Annotated in this window: 12 protein-coding genes; 11 read left to right on the top strand and 1 reads right to left on the bottom strand. The window is 41.5% G+C overall.

The features are described 5' to 3' along the window. Nucleotides 1-90 precede the first annotated feature (90 nt). From hpt to ACT8YW_RS11710, 6 genes are all read left to right on the top strand, one after another. Nucleotides 91-627, top strand: coding sequence for a hypoxanthine phosphoribosyltransferase (gene hpt / locus ACT8YW_RS11685; RefSeq protein WP_444105063.1), 537 nt, complete (start codon nt 91-93; stop codon nt 625-627). Between the two features lie 59 nt (nt 628-686). Beyond that, the gene (locus ACT8YW_RS11690) at nt 687-1,256 is read left to right on the top strand and encodes an adenylate kinase (RefSeq protein ID WP_004301902.1); all 570 of its coding nucleotides are present in this window, start codon (nt 687-689) and stop codon (nt 1,254-1,256) included. Between the two features lie 115 nt (nt 1,257-1,371). Then, nucleotides 1,372-2,535 carry a GTPase ObgE gene (gene obgE / locus ACT8YW_RS11695; RefSeq protein WP_444105065.1) on the top strand — a complete coding sequence of 388 codons (1,164 nt, stop codon included), beginning with the start codon at nt 1,372-1,374 and terminating at the stop codon, nt 2,533-2,535. After that, nucleotides 2,532-3,344, top strand: coding sequence for a peptidoglycan editing factor PgeF (gene pgeF, locus ACT8YW_RS11700; RefSeq protein WP_444105067.1), 813 nt, complete (start codon nt 2,532-2,534; stop codon nt 3,342-3,344). The genes obgE and pgeF overlap by 4 nt, the downstream gene beginning before the upstream one ends. Before the next feature lie 50 nt (nt 3,345-3,394). Then, nucleotides 3,395-4,060: a B3/B4 domain-containing protein gene (locus ACT8YW_RS11705; RefSeq protein WP_444105069.1), complete on the top strand. Its 666-nt coding sequence runs from the start codon at nt 3,395-3,397 to the stop codon at nt 4,058-4,060. A gap of 61 nt (nt 4,061-4,121) precedes the next feature. After that, the gene (locus ACT8YW_RS11710; RefSeq protein ID WP_444105070.1) at nt 4,122-4,844 is read left to right on the top strand and encodes a M23 family metallopeptidase; all 723 of its coding nucleotides are present in this window, start codon (nt 4,122-4,124) and stop codon (nt 4,842-4,844) included. Here the strand turns inward: ACT8YW_RS11710 and ACT8YW_RS11715 are convergent. Continuing rightward, complete coding sequence (locus ACT8YW_RS11715; RefSeq protein WP_009000593.1) at nt 4,772-5,665, bottom strand: AraC family transcriptional regulator; 894 nt, start codon at nt 5,663-5,665, stop codon at nt 4,772-4,774. The two genes, ACT8YW_RS11710 and ACT8YW_RS11715, sit on opposite strands and share 73 nt — an antisense overlap. Nucleotides 5,666-5,836: 171 nt before the next feature. On the opposite strand from ACT8YW_RS11715, the gene ACT8YW_RS11720 reads away from it, so the two are divergent. From ACT8YW_RS11720 to ACT8YW_RS11740, 5 genes are all read left to right on the top strand, one after another. Further along, nucleotides 5,837-7,219, top strand: coding sequence for a sugar porter family MFS transporter (locus ACT8YW_RS11720; protein WP_444105071.1), 1,383 nt, complete (start codon nt 5,837-5,839; stop codon nt 7,217-7,219). A gap of 156 nt (nt 7,220-7,375) precedes the next feature. Then, a complete protein-coding gene (locus ACT8YW_RS11725; protein WP_444105085.1) occupies nt 7,376-10,657 on the top strand; it encodes a DUF5107 domain-containing protein in 3,282 nt (1,093 codons plus the stop codon). Between the two features lie 100 nt (nt 10,658-10,757). Next, complete coding sequence (locus tag ACT8YW_RS11730; protein ID WP_444105073.1) at nt 10,758-12,347, top strand: glycoside hydrolase family 53 protein; 1,590 nt, start codon at nt 10,758-10,760, stop codon at nt 12,345-12,347. A 12-nt stretch (nt 12,348-12,359) separates the two neighbouring features. Next, nucleotides 12,360-13,709: a hypothetical protein gene (locus ACT8YW_RS11735; protein WP_032853822.1), complete on the top strand. Its 1,350-nt coding sequence runs from the start codon at nt 12,360-12,362 to the stop codon at nt 13,707-13,709. Nucleotides 13,710-13,721: 12 nt separating this feature from the next. Beyond that, nucleotides 13,722-16,814, top strand: a complete 3,093-nt coding sequence (locus tag ACT8YW_RS11740; RefSeq protein WP_032853823.1) for a SusC/RagA family TonB-linked outer membrane protein — start codon at nt 13,722-13,724, stop codon at nt 16,812-16,814. Nucleotides 16,815-16,826: the final 12 nt, after the last annotated feature.

Below are 16,826 nucleotides of genomic sequence, written 5' to 3' on the forward strand. Positions count from 1 at the left end.
TGTTCCTTCTCTCGAAGAAATTACAGAAGATGATGCACGGGGTAGAATAAAAAATCGTATTTTTGCAAGGTTATTTTTAAATTACCGGTTATGGATACCATTCAGATAAAAGACAAATTGTTTACCGTTTCTATTAAGGAACAAGATATTCAGAAAGAAGTGATTCGCGTAGCGAACGAAATTAACCGCGATTTGGCAGGTAAGAATCCGCTTTTCCTTAGTGTGTTGAACGGTTCGTTCATGTTTACCGCTGATTTACTGAAGCATATCTCCATCCCTTGTGAAATCTCATTTGTGAAGTTGGCGTCTTATCAGGGCATCACTTCCACCGGAGTGATTAAAGAGGTAATCGGCCTGAATGAAGACATTGCCGGACGTACCATTGTGATCGTAGAAGATATCGTAGACACAGGACTGACGATGCAGCGACTGCTCGAAACATTAGGTACACGCAATCCCGAAGCTATTCATATCGCTTCTCTGTTGGTGAAACCTGAAAAGCTCAAGGTAAACCTCAACATTGAATATGTAGCGATGGAAATCCCGAACGACTTTATCGTAGGTTACGGACTGGATTATGATGGTTTCGGACGTAATTATCCCGATATTTATACAGTAGTAGATTAATATTAAATAGGTACCAGTTTAAATGGTAAATAGTAAATCGTTAAATTGTAAATAACAAAATGTTGAACATCGTAATTTTCGGTGCTCCGGGTTCAGGAAAAGGAACACAGAGCGAACGTATCGTAGAAAAGTATGGAATCAATCACATCTCGACAGGAGATGTATTGCGTGCTGAAATCAAGAATGGCACAGAACTGGGTAAAACAGCTAAAGGTTACATCGACCAAGGTCAATTGATTCCTGATGAATTAATGATTGATATTCTGGCAAGCGTATTCGACAGCTTCAAAGATAGCAAAGGGGTAATTTTCGACGGTTTCCCAAGAACAATTGCACAGGCAGAAGCATTAAAGAAAATGTTGGCAGAAAGAGGACAGGACGTTTCTGTAATGGTTGATCTGGATGTTCCGGAAGAAGAACTGATGGTACGTCTCATTAAACGTGGCAAGGATTCCGGTCGTGCTGATGATAACGAAGAGACAATCAAAAAACGTCTGCACGTATATCATTCACAGACTGCCCCACTGATCGACTGGTACAAGAACGAAAAGAAATACCAACACATCAACGGCTTGGGTACTATGGAAGGTATCTTTGCTGAAATCTGCGAAGCAGTAGATAAATTGTAATTTAGTAATCTTACTAATTATCAATACACTATTATAAATGAATAAGTCAGTCAGTAGCCGGAGTATTCTACTTAACTACTCTAACTACTGACTACTTTAACTACTTAAAAAGAATATGGCTGAATCGAATTTTGTTGATTACGTAAAGATATACTGTCGCTCGGGTAAGGGCGGAAGAGGCTCTACGCACATGAGGCGCGAGAAATATTGTCCTAACGGAGGTCCCGATGGGGGCGATGGTGGAAGAGGAGGTCATATCATCTTGCGCGGTAACCGTAATTACTGGACATTGCTGCACTTGAAATATGACCGTCACGCAATGGCCGGTCATGGTGAATCGGGGAGCAAAGGACGTAGTTTCGGAAAAGACGGTGCGGATAAAGTAATAGAAGTACCCTGCGGAACGGTCGTTTATAATGCCGAGACAGGCGAATATCTTTGTGACGTAACAGAAGACGGACAGGAAGTGATTTTGCTCAAAGGCGGTCGCGGTGGTCAGGGTAACTGGCATTTCAAGACGGCAACCCGTCAGGCTCCGCGTTTTGCGCAGCCGGGAGAACCGATGCAGGAAATGACCGTTATCATGGAGCTGAAACTACTTGCCGATGTCGGTCTGGTAGGTTTCCCGAATGCGGGTAAGTCAACTTTGCTTTCTTCCATTTCGGCTGCTAAACCGAAAATCGCCGATTATCCCTTTACTACGCTCGAACCCAATCTGGGTATCGTTTCCTATCATGGTGGAAAGTCTTTCGTGATGGCAGATATACCCGGTATTATCGAGGGAGCCAGTCAGGGTAAAGGCTTGGGACTGCGTTTCCTGCGTCATATCGAGCGCAATTCATTACTGCTGTTTATGGTTCCGGCAGACAGTGACGACATTCGTAAGGAATACGAAGTCTTGCTGAACGAACTGCGTACTTTCAATCCCGAAATGTTGGACAAGCAACGTGTGTTGGCTGTTACCAAGAGCGATATGCTCGATCAGGAATTGATGGACGAAATAGAACCTACATTGCCGGAAGGCATTCCACATGTATTCATATCTTCTGTTTCCGGTTTGGGTATCTCGGTGTTGAAAGACATTCTTTGGGAAGAACTGAATAAGGAAAGCAATAAGATAGAGGACATCGTTCACCGTCCGAAGGACGTAACCCGTCTGCAACAGGAACTCAAAGACATGGGCGAAGATGAAGACATCGTTTATGAATATGAGGAAGATGTCAATGATGACGATGATATCGACTATGAATACGAAGAAGAAGACTGGGAGGAAAAATGATTTCACTTACAAAACATAACGAGTTGAAGGGATATAAGTCATTCATGTCATATCCCGAAGTAGCTCATTTCGTAACTACACGTCACGGAGGTGTTAGTACCGGGACTTATGCCTCTTTCAACTGCTCGCCTTATACGAATGACACGTGTATGAATCTTGCCCGTAACCGGCATCGGTTACTTCAATTGATGAAGTGGGAAATACAAGAATTATTCTTTGCAGAGCAGCGACACGGTGCCGTGAGCATAGTGATTGATAAATGGTACTTTGATGCTCCGGAAGGAATGAGGCAGGATGTTTTGAGAGGTGCCGATGCTTTAATTACCAATATACCGGGGTATTGTGTTTGCGTCACGACTGCGGATTGCGTACCTATATTGTTGTATGACAAAAAGTTGCAAGTGGTAGCTGCCATTCATGCCGGATGGAAAGGAACGGTAGAACATATTGTCAGCAATGTACTCGAACACATGAATGAGATGTTCGGAACGCAAGGCGAAGATGTGGTAGCTTGCATCGGACCGAGTATTTCGCTCGAATCGTTTGAAGTAGGTGATGAGGTGTATGATGCTTTTGAAGAAAGTGGCTTCGACATGTCCCTTATTTCTATTAAAAAGAAGGAGACAGGCAAATATCATATTGATTTGTGGGAAGCCAACCGGACTGAATTATTGAATGCCGGAGTACCTGCAGAACAGATAGAAGTGGCTGGAATCTGTACCTATATTCATCATGATGAATTCTTCTCTGCACGTAGACTGGGTATAGATTCCGGTCGTACATTGTCGGGAATAATGATTAGAAAGTAATAGTTGGCGTCCGTAATCGCAGGACGCTGATGATTGGTTTATGATAAGTTATGTTTGAAATAAAAGTATCTAAAGACATAAAAGACGCATGTCCGGTTTTTACTGGAGCAGCTGTGTATGCTGCAGTGAAGAATACAGCTTACAGCGAAGGCCTTTGGCAGGAAATCAATACTTTTACCGAGCAACTGACTTCCACTACACAGATGGAAGACATCAAACATCAATCCGTTATCTTTGCTACCCGTGAGGCTTATAAACGTTGTGGTAAAGACCCCGGACGTTACCGTCCGTCAGCCGAAGCTTTACGCCGCCGTCTGATGCGTGGAATCCCTTTATATCAAATTGATACATTGGTAGACTTGATTAACCTCGTGTCTCTTCGTACGGGACATTCTATCGGTGGTTTTGATGCGGACAAAATACAAGGCATGCATCTTGAACTCGGTATCGGCAAAGCAGGAGAACCATTTGAAGGTATTGGACGCGGGGTGTTGAATATTGAAGGATTACCTGTATATCGTGATTCTTTCGGAGGAATCGGAACCCCGACAAGCGATCATGAACGTACGAAGATGGATCTCGGAACCACTCATATCCTGGCGATAGTCAACGGTTATAATGGGAAAGAAGGTTTGAAAGAAGCTGCTGAAATGATCCGGAGCTTATTAAGAAACTATGCAGAATCGGATGGAGGTGAAATCATGTTTTTCGAATAATGAGAATGAATGCTCTTCGAATAATGAACCTCTTCCATCCGGCTTGAAAAAGAAAAAAGACATGAAAAACATACTTATCTTACTGACTGTTTTAGTATTGCCACTGGCTGCCGACGGACAGAATAAATCTTCCTTCTCTGCCCGGGAAGTGACTGATGTACGGGTGGCTACTCCCGGACTATTTGCTAAAGGTAATCACATCTATCTGCATTTGGACTCTTTGAAAGACCACGAATATGCTTTCCCCTTACCCGGAGGAAAAGTAATTTCTGCTTATGGAACTCGTGGAGGACATTCGGGAACAGACATTAAAACCTGCGCAAAAGATACGATTCGTGCAGCTTTTGATGGAGTGGTACGTATGGCAAAGCCGTATTATGCCTATGGAAATATCGTTGTAATCCGTCACGCTAATGGGTTGGAAACCCTTTATAGCCACAACTTCAAGAATCTGGTTAAAAGCGGTGATGTCGTAAAAGCCGGACAGCCTATCGGACTAACCGGGCGTACTGGCCGTGCCACTACCGAACATGTGCACTTTGAAACCCGTATCAACGGAGAGCACTTCAATCCGAATCTGATTTTCAACCTGAAAGAGGGAACATTGCGGAAAGAATGTATCAAGTGTACCAGGAATGGAAGTAAAATCGTTGTGAAGACTCACATTCCTGATAACCGGATTGCTCAAAGTCCAAAAGAAGTAAAGCTCCCTTATCCCTTTTTAGACTTACGATACTCTCGTGGTGACATGCCCATTATTTTACTGAATAATCGGGAGAAATAATAGGTATCTTCGATGCCTATTTTATAGCATATCTGATTAATTTTCATATCAGTAGTGTCGAGTAACAGGCAAGCTTGCTGTATCTTTAATAAGTTGAAATAGGTCAATGGACTATGACCTGTTTTCTTTTTAAACAACATCGAAAAGTGAGAAGGAGAATATCCTATCTGATCGGCTATATCTTGCAGGCTAAGATGCTTCTCCATATTTTCCTTCATATAATGAATAGCCAGTTCGCTTATGTTTTCATCATCTGTTGCGTCATTGCCTGCAGCTGCATTACGAAATTGCTGTATATATCGCAATGTCCCCAGATAAAAATGGAACATAGAGAATGCATAACGTAGGTTTTCATTGCTATATCCATTCTTTAAAGTATTAAATATCTCTTCGAATAGATTGATACGTGTGCTGATACGTGAGTGCAATTCAGGTTGAATATCCATCGGACGACTCGCCTCTTGAGCGTAAAAGGGAGCGAGAATACCTTTAAAGTGTATCCAGTAAATAGTCCATGGTAAGGATTTATTAGAAGCATACGCATGAGGAACTCCCGCCGGAAGAATAAAATATTGATTGGCGGAGACAGTATATTCCTGTTCACCTATCCGGTACCATCCGGCTCCATCTATGCAATAAATGAATACATATTGATTGATAGGCTCGATTCGTTCACGGTAGTGATGTTTGGCTTTCGGGTAATATCCGATGTCAGTGATATGGAGCATAGAGGTCAGAGGATCCTCTTCCATCTTGTCAACGATTATGCGGGGAAGCACTAAAGCTCTTTCACCGGTAAATCCATCTTTTAATTTTACCATAATCTCATAGTATATGATTTTGCTGTTTGGCGCAAATATATAATAATGTATGCAATCTATCAAATAAACAACAAAAAATAAGATTGTCCATCTTTATCGAATGAAATTCTATTTTTTATCCTCTTAACATCCTCTATCTTTGCAATATCAATTAATCAATCTTCTAATGGTATGAAAAGTTATAATAAAAAGTTTGTCTATTTTATCTGTTTAGTTTCCGCGATGGGCGGACTGCTTTTCGGCTACGACTGGGTAGTGATAGGAGGAGCGAAGCCTTTCTACGAACTTTATTTTGATATTGCCGATGTACCTGCTATGCAAGGGTTAGCTATGAGCGTAGCTTTACTTGGCTGTTTGATTGGCGCAATGGTAGCAGGTATGATGGCAGACCGTTATGGTCGTAAGCCTCTCTTAATAATTTCCGCTTTCATATTCTTATCTTCAGCTTATGCTACCGGAGCTTTTTCTGTATTTAGCTGGTTTCTCGCTGCCCGTTTTTTGGGAGGTATTGGCATTGGTATTGCTTCAGGACTTTCTCCTATGTATATTGCCGAAGTAGCTCCTACCTCCATCCGGGGAAAGCTCGTCTCATTGAACCAATTAACGATTGTACTAGGTATTTTAGGGGCTCAAATTACTAACTGGCTGATAGCGGATCCTATTCCTGTTGATTTTACTCCTGCTGATATTTGTGCTTCCTGGAATGGGCAGATGGGATGGCGATGGATGTTTTGGGCTGCTGCATTTCCTGCTGCGGTATTCTTACTGTTAGCATGTTTCATTCCCGAAAGTCCTCGTTGGCTGGCTATGAAAGGAAAAGAAGACAGGGCATGGAAAGTGCTTGGGCAAATTGGAGGTGACGATTATGCCGATCAGGAACTTCGTCTGGTAGAAGAAACGAAATCTTCGAAATCGGAAGGTGGATTAAGGTTGTTGTTTAGCCGTCCGTTCCGTAAGGTACTTATTTTAGGTATTATCGTAGCTGTATTCCAACAGTGGTGCGGTACGAACGTAATATTCAATTATGCACAAGAGATATTCCAGTCTGCGGGATATTCATTGGGAGATGTTCTCTTTAATATTGTAGTGACGGGAGTGGCAAATGTAATTTTTACTTTTGTGGCAATTTATACAGTAGATCGTCTGGGACGCCGCGCCTTGATGCTTCTGGGAGCTGGAGGACTGGCTGGTATTTATCTCATTCTCGGCACTTGTTATTTCTTCGAAGTAAGCGGTTTCTTTATGGTGGTATTGGTAGTTTTAGCTATTGCTTGCTATGCTATGTCATTAGGACCTATCACTTGGGTATTGCTTGCTGAAATTTTCCCGAACCGGGTACGTGCCGTGGCAATGGCAACTTGTACATTTGCTTTATGGGTAGGCAGTTTCACATTAACATATACTTTCCCATTACTAAATAACTTTTTGGGAAGCAGTGGCACATTCTGGATTTATGCAGCGATTTGTGCTGTAGGCTATCTGTTTTTCTTCCGAGCATTGCCCGAGACAAAAGGCAAATCACTGGAAGCTTTGGAGAAGGATTTAATTAAATAAACGATAACGGGTTGGCAAATAAATAAGTAAGTAAATAGGTATTGGGTGACATTATTAATAGGCGGGGAGAAGATAAAATCTCCCTGTCCCCAACCCTTTTTGTCTCTTGATTTCTTTGACAACGAATTTAAAAACAAATATATAATCAATAATACGATGGTAAAAGCATGGAAAGAAAAGGTGGTAATTCCTACTTATGAAGTAGGTAAACCGGAGAAGAATCCTATTTTCTTGGAGAAGCGTGTGTATCAAGGCAGTAGCGGGGTAGTTTATCCTTATCCTGTGATTGAATCGATGTCCGATGAGAAAGTGGATAAGGAGTATAATGCTGTTTTTATCGAAAACGAATATATCAAGGTCATGATTCTCCCGGAACTGGGCGGGCGTGTGCAAATGGCTTATGATAAGATCAAACAGCGTCATTTTATTTATTATAATCATGTCATAAAACCGGCTTTGGTAGGGCTTGTTGGACCGTGGATATCAGGAGGTATTGAGTTTAACTGGCCACAGCATCATCGTCCCAGCACTTATATGCCTGTGGATACAACTATTGAAGAGAATGCCGATGGCAGTGTTACTGTGTGGGTGAATGAAATGGAACGTATGTTTCATCAGAAAGGAATGGCAGGTTTTACCCTTCGTCCGGGACACGCTTTTCTTGAAATAAAAGGGGGGCTTTATAACCGCACTGAAGTTCCACAAACCTTTTTATGGTGGGCTAATCCTGCCGTAGCTGTCAATGACTATTATCAGAGCGTATTCCCGCCAGATATTAATGCTGTATTCGATCATGGAAAGCGTGCTGTATCGAGTTTCCCTATTGCAACGGGCACTTACTACAAGATGGACTATTCTGCCGGTGTAGACATCTCGAACTACAAGAATATCAAAGTTCCTACTTCCTATATGGCTGTCAATTCCCGTTTTAATTTTGAAGGGGGATATGAAAATGACACTCGTGCCGGTATGCTTCATGTTGCCAACCATCATATTTCTCCGGGTAAAAAACAGTGGACTTGGGGGAATGGCGATTTTGGTCGTGCATGGGATCGTAATCTGACAGATGAAGATGGTCCGTATATTGAATTAATGGCAGGTGTATATACCGAAAATCAGCCGGACTTTACCTGGTTGCAACCTTATGAAGAAAAGAGTTTCGTGCAGTATTTCCTGCCTTATCGGGAATTGGGAGTAGTGAAAAATGCAAGTAGAGATTTACTGATGAACATAGAACCGGAGGGAGAGGACAGTGTACGTTTTAAAATATTCGCTACCTCCAGACAGACGGTAAACGTGGTGTTGAAAAATGAAGACGGTAAGGTATATTATAATAAAGAGAAAACTATTACTCCGGAGGAATTGCTGGATGAAACGGTAAATGTAGAAGGTGAAGAATTTAATAGGTTAAATCTTGAAATCATGGCCAACGGAAAAGAATTATTGTATTGGCATGCAGAACCAGAAGAAGTGAAACCGATTCCTGATGCTGCCGAAGCAGCTTTGTTGCCGGAAGAAATAAAGACTACCGAACAGCTTTATCTGACCGGATTACATTTGGAACAATACAGGCACGCTACATACAATCCCGTAGAATATTATGAAGAGGCATTACGGCGTGATCCGATTGATGTGCGTAATAATAATGCACTTGGTTTGTGGTATATTCGTAAAGGTCGTTTCTGTAGAGCGGAACAATATCTGCTCACAGCCGTAAAGACTTTGCAGAAACGTAATCCAAATCCGTATGATGGAGAACCTATTTATAATCTTGGTCTTGCTTTGAAGTATCAGGGGCGCTACAATGAGGCCTATGATCGTTTCTATAAATCTTGTTGGAATGCAGCTTGGCAGGATGCCGGATATTTTGCTTGTGCACAGATTTCTATTATGCAAAATCGTTTGGAAGATGCATTGGATGAAGTTGACCGTTCACTTATTCGTAACTGGCACAATCATAAAGCTCGTGCCTTAAAGACTACCATTCTCCGCCGAATGGGTAAAACAGAAGAAGCTCTGCAGTTGATTGATGATTCATTAGCTATCGATCAATTCAACTTTGGCTGTCGTTATGAGAAGTATTTGATTATGAATACTTCCGAAGAGTTAGTCACCTTGAAAGAAATGATGCGTGGTGAAGCTCACAATTATGATGAAATTGCTCTTGATTATTGTGCGGCTGGTTGTTGGCAGGAAGCTGCCTCTTTATGGAAGATAGCTATTGAAGAAGCTGCTGTTACTCCAATGACTTATTATTACTTGGGATGGTGTCTGTTTCAGGGAGGACTTCCCGGAGCGCATCAGGCATTTGCCGATGCAAAGATGGCTTGTCCCGATTACTGTTTCCCCAATCGCCTGGAAGCAATTATAGCACTGCAATGTGCTATGGAACAGAATCCGGATGATGCAAAAGCACCTTATTATTTAGGTAATCTTTATTACGATAAACGGCAGTACGATTTGGCTATGGAAGCGTGGGAAACTTCGGCAAAACTGGACGATAGTTTTCCGACCGTATGGCGTAATTTGGCTTTGGCTTATTTCAATAAAAAGAATGAAGAGGCAAAAGCCATCGAATATATGGAACGTGCTTTCCGGCTTGACACTACTGATGCACGTATTTTAATGGAACTGGATCAGCTGTACAAACGTGTTCGCCGTTTGCATAAAGAGCGTCTGGCTTTCCTGCAACAATATCCGGAGTTGATAATGCAACGTGATGATTTAATATTGGAAGAGATCACATTATTGAATCAAACAGGAGAATACAAGAAGGCTAAGACACTGCTTGATGCACATAACTTCCATCCATGGGAGGGGGGAGAAGGAAAAGTACCTGCCCAATATCAGCTGGCCCGCGTAGAATTAGCCAAACAGGCATTAACTGTCGGTAATTATAAGGAAGCTATTGCATTGCTGGAAGAATGTCTGGAATATCCGCATCATTTGGGTGAAGGAAAACTATATGGTGCACAAGAGAACGACTTCTACTACTTTTTAGGTTGTGCTTATGAAGGTTTAGGACAGAATGAGAAAGCTGCAGAATGTTGGGAACAGGCAATTCTCGGGCCAACTGAACCGGCTGCTGCCATGTACTACAACGATGCAAAACCCGATAAAATATTCTATCAAGGTTTGGCATTATTGAAACTCGGGCGTCTGGATGAGGCTAATGGTCGCTTCCATAAATTGACTTCTTATGGAGAAAAACATTTGTTTGACAAGATTAAAATGGATTATTTTGCAGTGTCGCTACCCGATCTATTAATTTGGGAGGATGACTTGACAATAAGGAATGTAATTCACTGCAAATATATGATGGCATTAGGATATTGGGGGCTGAACCAGAAGGAGAAATCCATCCGGTTATTGAATGAAGTAGAAAGATTGGATATAAATCATCAGGGTATCCAGGCTTTTAGGACTCTGATAGGATAGGACAACTTTGTGACGGTGCTTCTATAAGTATCGTCACAAGTTCTTGCTTTTATAAACCTTAAACAACAATGACATGAGAAATATTAAAAACAGTTTAATCATGAAAATTACAAGCTTTATAGTGATGGGCTTTTCCGTTGTATGCAGTATGACTGCTTGTTCGGATGATCCTGTGACAGTTGCTGATCCTGAACCTGCTGTTGTGGTGGTAAAAGTACCTAATGGCAGTTTTGAAGAAGATGCTGCTGAAACAGTTTCCCCGAAGGGGTGGACAATCAGTGGAGATAATTCTGCCGTAAAAGTAGTTGAAGGAGGATGCGAAGGAATCTATGCTTTGCATTATGGGGCAACTTCTGCCTACACGGTATCCACCCGTCAGACTGTTAATGGTTTGGAGGATGGAATTTATGACCTTGAATTTTATTATAAAAGTAGTGGAGGACAAATTTCCTGTTATGTGGCTGCCGGTACTGATAATAAGAAGATGACTTCCTTACAAGCATCTCCTGCTACTTGGATTCGTTCTTATGTGCGTGGGATTAAAGTAGAAGGAGGAAAATGTGATATTGAAATACACAGTGAATCGGCTGAAACCAACTGGAGTCGTTTCGATGGATTGCGTTTAAAGAAAACGGAGAAAGAGTATAATCTGCTGAAGGGCGGTGATATTTCACAGTTGACCTATGTAGAACAGATGGGCGGCAAATTCTATGAGAATGGAGAAGAAAAAGACTGTATTGATATTCTTAAAAACAATGGGTTTAACATTGTTCGTCTTCGTTTATATAATGATCCGGGAAATCCAGACTATTCTCCTTCCAACCGTTTGCCTGAAGGTATTTCCGGACCTGATGATATTTTACGTTTGGCTAAACGGGCCAAGCAGGCCGGTATGCAAATACAGTTGACATTTCATTATAGTGATTATTGGACCAATGGGGAAACGCAAACCAAACCACACGATTGGGAAGGATTGGATTTTGCCGGATTAAAGCAAGCGCTCTATGATTTTACTTTCAACTTCATGAATAAAATGAAAGCACAGGGCACTACTCCCGAATTTGTAGCCTTAGGCAATGAGACACAAGCCGGTATGTTGTATCCTGAAGGAAGTTATGAAGATTTTGCTCAACTTTCCGAATTATACAATGCGGGTTATGATGCAGTGAAAGCTGTATCACAAGATTCGAAGGTTATCATTCATTTGAATGCTGCCGGAGATAAGTCTCAATATAACTGGTATTTTGGCGAATTGAAAAATAGACATACAAAATATGATGTAATCGGAGCTTCCTACTATCCTTTTTGGACTGATAAAAGTGCTGCACAGATGCGTGAATGGGCGGATTATGTTTCTGCTAAATTTGATAAAGATATCCTGATTATGGAAACCGGTTATAGCTGGAACAAAACTTTGCCTGATGGAAGCCCGGGACAATTGGCAGATAATGGCCCGTATGCGGATTTCTCTCCGCTCGGACAAAAGAACTTTATGCTCGAACTTATCAAAGAAATAAAGCAGGCGAAAGATTGCCGTATTCTTGGTTTCCTTTACTGGGATCCTATTTTTATCGAAGTAGAAGATATGGGATGGGAATTGGGTGCCAAGAATTATGTAAGTAATACCACTCTGTTCGATTTTTCAGGAAATAGAATGGAAGTATTAGATGCATTCAAATATAATAACTAAAAAGAATATACCATGAAGAACGTTTTAAAAACAATCGGAAAACTATATCTATTGCTGACGCTCGTTTGTTTGGCTGTTGGCTGTGAGGATGATAAGGAAGATGTGGCTCCCGGTCTTTATGTGGCAAATGAAGAGATAGAAACATTTCCCGGTGATACGGTACTGGTGTCGGGAACGGCTTCTAACTATGCCGGATTGGCAAGCATTACATTGAGTTGTGAAAGTTGGGGGATACATAAGGCCTATGATTTGAATGGACAGAAACCAAAAGTATTTAACTATGATTATCGGCTGATTGTACCGAAAACTGCTACTTTTGAAGAGCATCTGTTAATTACAATTCGTGACGTGAACGGATGGGAAACAAAGAAGAATGTTCTATTGACTTATATTGCGGATATGGAAAGTCCGGTTATGCAAACACAGCTTCCGGCACGAATTGCGGTGGACTTTAATACTGCTACCAATAAGGGAAGTTGGAATCTGAATATGAAGTTTACGGATGACCGTGAACTAAAGAACATCCGTTTGCAAATACCCGGTATGCAAATTGACGAGACTGTGGAAGTTAGCGGGCGTAGTGGAGAATTGAAACGTACTATTGATTTTACTACCGGAGAGTTTCCGGTTACTTTAACTGTTACGGATGCAGGTGGCAATGAAACGGTTGTCAATACTACGGTAGTTGTAATGTTGGCAGAGGAAGAAGACCCGATTCAGGATTATGCACAGATGTATATTGTTAATGCTGATGAGAATCCGAATGATTATGTGAATGGCTATTATCGTTATATGGATCGAAAAGGTGAATATCAATACGAAGGAAAATTCTATGCTCCGACTGACAATGCACAGGTTTACTTTGTACCGACAAAATCGATGGAAGGAGATTTGTATGGAACCAGCCCTTATGTTAGCAGCAAACTGATGAATAAGAATGGTTATGTAGTTCCAGTTGTGCTTCCGAAAAAAGGCTATTACAGTGTTTGGATTGATTTGAATGCTCATACATATAGTTATTGGAATATGGATATTCCGTCGGGTACTTGCACCGAACCTTTATGGATGTCGGGCACAGGTTTTAGTTTTGCTGATTGGGGAGCTTCAGATCAGATGACACAGACGGATACTTATCGTTATGAAGTGGAAACGTCCGTTCTGGGCGATTATGCCGGTGATCGTCAGTATTACTTCTATACGAGTGGCTGGGCGCGGGTATTCCGTGCAGATGCAGCGGGCAACTGGTGGTTTGAAGCAGCAACGGGTAGTTGCATTACTTACAAAACTGATTATGCAGGTAAAGTGAAAGTCACCTTTGATACAGCTGCACTGTGGGCGACAATCAAGAAAGTAACAGAATAAAATGAAACAAGTATGGAAAAATATATTCAACTAGTAAAAAAGGCGGGATTTATGCTGTCCTTCCTGTTGATGACTACTTCGCTGATAGCACAAGGTATTCAGGTGAAAGGGGTAGTGAAAGATCCGGCTGGTGAAGTAATCATTGGGGCGAGTGTAGTAGTGAAAGGTACTACTAATGGTTCTATCACTGATTTGAATGGTCATTTTAATCTTTCGGATGTACCTTCGGGAGCAGTGATAACTGTTTCTTATATCGGTTATATTTCTCAAGAGAAGAAAGTAACCACTGCTCCAATGGAATTTACATTGAAAGAAGATAATAAGACATTGGATGAAATTGTGGTAGTCGGTTACGGTACAGCTAAAAAAAGCAGTATCTCCGGTGCGGTAGCTTCTGTAAAAGCAGATGAACTACCAACAGCTGCCTCTGCTTCGGTCGGTTCTATGTTGCGTGGACGTTCATCAGGAATGAACATCACACAAAACAGTGCCAATCCGGGAGCATCAATGAATATATCCATTCGAGGTGGTCTCTCCGGGCAGACTCCGTTGATTGTGATTGATGGTGTACCGCAGGCTTCTTCCAAGACCGTGACAGCGGGTACAGCTTATAGTGGAGGGGAGAAAGATAATGCTCTGATTAACCTTAACCCTAATGATATTGAGACAATTGATATTCTGAAAGATGCTTCTGCTGCTGCAATTTACGGTTCGGATGCTTCGGGTGGTGTAATCCTGATTACTACCAAACGAGGAAAAACGGGTAAGCCTGACATCTCCTATTCAGGTTCGGTTGCTTTTCAGTATATTAAAGATGCACCGGATTTCTTGAATGCACGTGATTTCATGATTGAACAGAATAAAGTGTTTGATGAACTGGGACGTGGGGATGAAAAGAAATATACCGATAGACAGATTGCAAATTTTGTAGGCGATGGTACAGACTGGATGGATGAGGTAACTCGTGTAGGTATTGTAAACGAACACAATCTTTCGGTATCTGCCGGTACGGATGCTACAAAATATCTCTTCTCATTGAGCTATTACGACCATCAGGGAATTGCTAAAAATAATTCGATGAATCGCATAACGGGTCGTTTGAATGTAGATCAGACTATTAATCGTCTGCTGAAAGCTGGTATTAATTCTACTTTCTCTCAAATAAAGTATCACGATGTGCCATTGGGTAATGAACGGCAAGATAATTCGGCGTTGATTTATTCGGCTATGACGTTTATTCCTACTGTACCGGTATACGATGAAGATGGAAAATATTCGGTTAATCCGATTCGCGATATTTATCCGAATCCGGTTTCATTATTGGATATAACTGACCAGACTGTGAGCCGTGACCTGTTTGTCAGTGGTTATCTGGAATTCAGACCGATTAAGGATTTGTTGCTGAAAGCTACGGTCGGCTTTGATATGAAAGATGTGCAGGCGGATCAATATATTCCCACTACGACAAAAAAGGGATATAGTATGGACGGACAAGCTTCCAAACAGAATGCCAAATCACAGATGAACCTGTTTAATGCCATTGCCAATTATACCAAAGTCTTTAATGAGATTCATGATGTAAATCTGATGGCTGGTTTTGAATATAAGAAATCTTCTTGGGAAGGAATGGGCATTGTAGCTTCCCAGTTTCCTTATGACGGCTCGTTGATGAACAATATAGGAACAAGCGAACAGGAAAAGCCGGCTATAAGTTCGTATAAAGGAGCCAGTGAAATGGCTTCGTTCATCGCGCGTTTGAACTATTCACTAGCATCCAAGTATGTTCTGACTGTCAATCTCCGTGTAGATGGCTCGTCTAATTTCTCGAAGGAGCATCAGTGGGGAGCTTTTCCGGGAGTATCTGCAGCCTGGCGTATGAATGAAGAAAGCTGGATGAAGAATATCAATTGGTTGAGTAATCTGAAACTGCGTGCCGGTATGGGGCAAACAGGTAATGCCGGTAATTTGACAGGTATCAATACCTATTATAAGGTATCTCAAGGTGCATTTGCGCCCAACGGGAGTCTGGTAAATGGTATGGCTATCTCCAAATTAGGTAATGACAAGCTGAAATGGGAGACATTGACCGACTATAACTTGGGTATTGATTTCGGTTTCTTCAATAACCGATTGTCCGGCTCTATCGACTTGTATCAGCGCCTTCGTAAAGATGTCATTATGTCTAAAAGCTTGATGTCTTATCATGAAGTGAAGACGATAGACTATAATTCGGCTACTGTTTATCGTGCCCGTGGTATTGACATTGGTATTCATAGTGTAAATTTCGACAATAAGAACTTTGGATGGACCACTGATATTAATTTCTCTTATTATCGTAATCATACTACAAAACGTGACCCTGATTTTATTCCTGCCGTTTATCAAGATTATGTGGAAGAATGGAATAATATTTATGGATACAAAACGAACGGTCTGATTCAAATGGATCAATCTTATAAACATTTACAGAAATCCGGTGCCGGAGCTATTCTTTATCAGGACTTGTATGGATATAAGCTTGATGAGAATGGAGAAAAAATGCGTGATAGTGAAGGTCGTTATATCCGGATTGCGGGTGAAGACGGAATTTTGGATGATGCGGACATTGTGGTACTGGCAAATAATACACCGATTCCTTTCAGTATTAACAATACATTCCGCTGGAAGAACTGGGATGCTAACATTTACCTGTATGGTTCTTTGAATGGATGGAAAGTGAACGATATTAAGTTACAGTCCATTTATGGTATTGAAGATATTACGTATGGCGTCAATGTCTTGAAAGAAGTGAAGAATCGTTGGTCACCTGCCAATCCTATGGGCACATTGCCGGGAGTGGCAGAAGCTTCTTCGGGTGTGAATCCCAGTAAGAGCGATTTCTTCCTTGAGAAGGCGTGGTATTTGCGTTTAGATAACGTATCTATCGGCTATACTTTCCCTGCTCAATGGTTTAAGAATAAAATTCGTTCAGTCAGACTGTATGCTGCAGGACGTAATCTTGCCGTGTTTACTCCTTATAAAGGGATGGACCCTGAAACAGGAAACGGTATTGGAGCTTACCCGAATCAGTCCTCATTTGCTATTGGTTTGGATGTGAAATTCTAAAATATAATAGGT

The organism is Bacteroides sp. (assembly GCF_052357945.1).
GTDB lineage: Bacteria > Bacteroidota > Bacteroidia > Bacteroidales > Bacteroidaceae > Bacteroides.

What these genes read in the sequence shown, in the direction of transcription:
- ACT8YW_RS11710 (WP_444105070.1), top strand. Translation starts at nt 4,122, where the DNA reads ATGAAAAACATACTTATCTTACTGACTGTTTTAGTATTGCCACTGGCT.
- ACT8YW_RS11725 (WP_444105085.1), top strand. Translation starts at nt 7,376, where the DNA reads ATGGTAAAAGCATGGAAAGAAAAGGTGGTAATTCCTACTTATGAAGTA.
- ACT8YW_RS11705 (WP_444105069.1), top strand. Translation starts at nt 3,395, where the DNA reads ATGTTTGAAATAAAAGTATCTAAAGACATAAAAGACGCATGTCCGGTT.
- pgeF (WP_444105067.1), top strand. Translation starts at nt 2,532, where the DNA reads ATGATTTCACTTACAAAACATAACGAGTTGAAGGGATATAAGTCATTC.
- ACT8YW_RS11730 (WP_444105073.1), top strand. Translation starts at nt 10,758, where the DNA reads ATGAAAATTACAAGCTTTATAGTGATGGGCTTTTCCGTTGTATGCAGT.
- ACT8YW_RS11740 (WP_032853823.1), top strand. Translation starts at nt 13,722, where the DNA reads ATGGAAAAATATATTCAACTAGTAAAAAAGGCGGGATTTATGCTGTCC.
- ACT8YW_RS11690 (WP_004301902.1), top strand. Translation starts at nt 687, where the DNA reads ATGTTGAACATCGTAATTTTCGGTGCTCCGGGTTCAGGAAAAGGAACA.
- ACT8YW_RS11720 (WP_444105071.1), top strand. Translation starts at nt 5,837, where the DNA reads ATGAAAAGTTATAATAAAAAGTTTGTCTATTTTATCTGTTTAGTTTCC.
- ACT8YW_RS11735 (WP_032853822.1), top strand. Translation starts at nt 12,360, where the DNA reads ATGAAGAACGTTTTAAAAACAATCGGAAAACTATATCTATTGCTGACG.
- ACT8YW_RS11715 (WP_009000593.1), bottom strand. Translation starts at nt 5,665, where the DNA reads ATGGTAAAATTAAAAGATGGATTTACCGGTGAAAGAGCTTTAGTGCTT.
- obgE (WP_444105065.1), top strand. Translation starts at nt 1,372, where the DNA reads ATGGCTGAATCGAATTTTGTTGATTACGTAAAGATATACTGTCGCTCG.
- hpt (WP_444105063.1), top strand. Translation starts at nt 91, where the DNA reads ATGGATACCATTCAGATAAAAGACAAATTGTTTACCGTTTCTATTAAG.